At 60.2% G+C, this 3,035-nt stretch carries 4 protein-coding genes; 2 read left to right on the top strand and 2 right to left on the bottom strand.

Translation table 11 applies throughout. The annotated features are described in order from the left end of the window. Window positions 1-18: 18 nt before the first annotated feature. Entirely contained in the window at window positions 19-621 is a 603-nt protein-coding gene (locus EN738_RS32990) for an ANTAR domain-containing response regulator (protein WP_127287210.1), read from the bottom strand. 247 nt (window positions 622-868) lie between these two features. On the opposite strand from EN738_RS32990, the gene EN738_RS32985 reads away from it, so the two are divergent. Together EN738_RS32985 and EN738_RS32980 are read left to right on the top strand one after the other, a co-directional pair. Next, window positions 869-2,077 carry an XRE family transcriptional regulator gene (locus tag EN738_RS32985; RefSeq protein ID WP_127287209.1) on the top strand — a complete coding sequence of 403 codons (1,209 nt, stop codon included), beginning with the start codon at window positions 869-871 and terminating at the stop codon, window positions 2,075-2,077. Next, entirely contained in the window at window positions 2,067-2,588 is a 522-nt protein-coding gene (locus tag EN738_RS32980; RefSeq protein ID WP_245494842.1) for a DUF4411 family protein, read from the top strand. Before EN738_RS32985 ends, EN738_RS32980 begins: the two co-directional genes overlap by 11 nt. A 45-nt stretch (window positions 2,589-2,633) precedes the next feature. On the opposite strand, the gene EN738_RS32975 is transcribed toward EN738_RS32980, so the two are convergent. Next, window positions 2,634-3,035: aldehyde dehydrogenase family protein (locus EN738_RS32975; protein WP_127287208.1), on the bottom strand; the 402-nt coding region annotated here is incomplete at its 5' end.

Below are 3,035 nucleotides of genomic sequence, written 5' to 3'. Positions count from 1 at the left end.
GGTGCGTCGCTGCCATGCCTATTCGTCCTCCAGCGGCCCGAGCAGTCCGGCGGCGGTCACCAGGCTCTGGGCGATGTCGCTGATCTTGCGGTTCTGGTTCATCGCCGTCTTGCGCAGCAGCGTGTAGGCCGCCTCTTCGCTCAAGCCGCGCGATTTCATCAATATGCCCTTGGCGCGGTCGATGACCTTGCGGCTCTCCAGCTCGCTGCGCGCCTCCTCCAGTTCGCGCGCCATGCGCGAGAAGGCGTTGAAGCGGCTGACCGCCATGTCGAGGATCGGCTTGACGCGCTCCTGCCTCAAGCCATCGACGACATAGGCCGACACGCCGGCCTCGACCGCGGCCTCGATCGAGGCCTGGTCGGAGCGGTCGACGAACATGGCGATCGGCCTCTTCACCGCGCGCGACAGCTGGAACATGTTTTCGAGCATGTCGCGGTTGGGGTTTTCGAGATCGATGACGATGACGTCCGGCTCGATCTCGGCAATGCGCCGCGCAATGCCGGCGACATCATGGATGACCGTCACCCGCTCATGCCCGGCCTCCCGCAGCCCGGCCTCGATGATCGAGGCACGGATACGGTTTTCGTCGATCACAAGGACGGCGAGCGAGGAACGGACCATGGGGGCTTCAATATGTCGAAGCGGGGGGATTGTGCAATGCGGGATGGGGGGATCTTCGTCAGCAGCCTTGTCGCGGCCCGCTACACAGCCGATGTCCCGGTTAACGACAATCCTCCGTGTCGCCACCCAGGGCAGTAGCGGAGATGTTGACCCCCTCCTAAATATGTGTCCACTTCGTAACAAAGCGTTCGCTAGCGGGTTGTATCTTGGCGCCGGCCAAAGGAAGGCAAGCGGCAAAGGGTGATGAATGCCAAACGTCAATCCTGACGTCCTACGATGGGCTCGCGAAACAGCTGGGCTCGATCTACACGACGCGGCGAAAAGGCTCGGAATAAGTGACACACGGGCCATCGCCGGTTCTGATCGTCTTGCTGCATTAGAGAAAGGGGATGGCGAACCCTCCCGCCCCTTGCTTTTGAAGATGGCGCAGCACTACCGCCGCCCTCTTCTTGCGTTTTACCTTCCCGCACCACCACGGCGGGCTGAGCGAGGGGAAGACTTCCGAACGCTGCCCGCAGAGTACGGGCAAAGAGATGCTGCGCTTGTTGATGCTCTGTTGCGTGACTTGAGGGCAAGGCAGGAGATGGTCCGATCCCTGCTTGAGGTCGAAGATGAGGCGAAGGAACTGCCTTTTGTAGGTAGCTTCGATATGAGCGGTGGTTCGAAGCAGTTGGCTAAGGCAATTGCTCAAACCCTTGATTTTGATATCACGCAGTTTAGGCGGGGGGGGCGCAACGAAGCCTTTGCCTATCTTAGAGACCTCGCCGAGCGCACCGGCGTGTTTGTACTGTTGATTGGCAATCTCGGAAGCCACCATAGCACTCTGGACGTTGAGCTTTTCCGTGGGGTCGCGCTAGCAGATCCTGTAACACCCTTTGTGATCATAAATGATCAGGACAGTGAGGCGGCTTGGTCCTTTACGCTGCTCCACGAGCTTGCGCACGTCTGGATTGGCCGCACTGGCATTAGCGGCGCAAATCCGTCCACGGCCATCGAGGTCTTTTGCAACGACGTGGCGGGCCAAATTCTTATGCCTGACGGTGAAGCATTGCGTGACGACGCTCTGCGGGGCGCCCCTTCCGACCAAGTGATCGCCAGAATCAGGCAGCTTGCTGAAACTTGGCAGGTGAGCCATTCCGCCGTCGCCTACAAGCTGTTTCGAGAGGGAATCGTATCTCGCGATGTCTGGGCCGAAGTGAGCGGCATATTTCGGCGACAATGGCTTCAGAACCGCGCCGCTGCACGAGAGCGCAATAAGGATATCGAAGGCGGACCGGACTATTACGTCGTCCGAAGGCACAGGCTTGGCAACCGCTTAGTAGGTTTGTCTCGGAGGATGCTGGCAGAGGGCGCCCTCTCCCCATCCATGGCCGGCCGGATTCTAGGAGTAAAGCCTACCAATGTTTACGCCTTGACGGGGGCCGCGACAGCCGGTGCCTCCGGGCGTGCTGCGTGAGGGGGCGACAATTTATCTCCTCGATGCCAATGTCTTGATTACCGCCAAAAACTCATACTACGCATTCGACCGCGTCCCCGAATTTTGGGAGTGGCTTTTGCACTGGGCGGAGCAAGGCGCAATCAAGATGCCAGTGGAAATCGTCGAAGAAATTGTCGGCGGGTCCGACGATTTGGCCGAGTGGCTTGGGGACAAAGACAACAAGAATGCTATGTGCCTCGAAGAGGAAGTTGATGTAGCACGGGTCCAGGAAGTTCTCGCCAACGCCTATGCCGCTGACCTGACAGACGCCGAGATCATTAAGATCGGACGCGACCCATTCCTGGTCGCACACGCTTTGTTCGCGCCGGACATTCGAACAGTCGTTACCACCGAGGTCTCGAAACCAACTACGCAACGGGCAAATCGTAGAATCCCCGACGTATGCGATCAGATGCGCGTCAGATGGTGCGACAGCTTCACCCTGGTGCGAGAGCTAAATTTCTCGACCAAATGGCGTGACCGCGTCTAGAAGCAGACGGCAGTGCCGGCATCGGGTCGTCGATTGCCACCGCCCCTACTCCGCCGCCTCGTACCCCGCGATGCCCTTGATCTCCAGAAAATCCTCGAGCCCATACTCGGCATATTCGCGGCCGTTGCCGGATTGCTTGTAGCCGCCGAAGGGCAGGCCGGCGTCCCAGGTCGGGTAGTTGATGTAGACGTTGCCGGAGCGCATGCGGGCGGCGACGGCGCGCGCCTTCTCGATGTCCTTGGCCTGGATGTAGGAGGCAAGGCCGAAGACGGTGTCGTTGGCCTGCTCGACCGCCTGCTCGACCGTGTCGTAGGGCATGATCGCCAGCACCGGCCCGAAGATTTCTTCGCGCGCTATACGCATGTCGTGGGTGACGTCGGCGAAGACGGTCGGACGGACATAATAGCCGCGGTTGAGCTCTGCCGGGCGGCCGGGGCCGCCCGGCAG

The sequence above is a fragment of the Mesorhizobium sp. M4B.F.Ca.ET.017.02.2.1 genome, from assembly GCF_003998955.1.
Lineage (GTDB): Bacteria > Pseudomonadota > Alphaproteobacteria > Rhizobiales > Rhizobiaceae > Mesorhizobium > Mesorhizobium abyssinicae.
Note: the sequence above shows the minus strand (reverse complement) of the source record. Positions and strands in the feature narration are given on the sequence as shown.

Coding starts and splice junctions, on each gene's coding strand:
- EN738_RS32990 (WP_127287210.1), bottom strand. CDS start 621: ATGGTCCGTTCCTCGCTCGCCGTCCTTGTGATCGACGAAAACCGTATC.
- EN738_RS32985 (WP_127287209.1), top strand. CDS start 869: ATGCCAAACGTCAATCCTGACGTCCTACGATGGGCTCGCGAAACAGCT.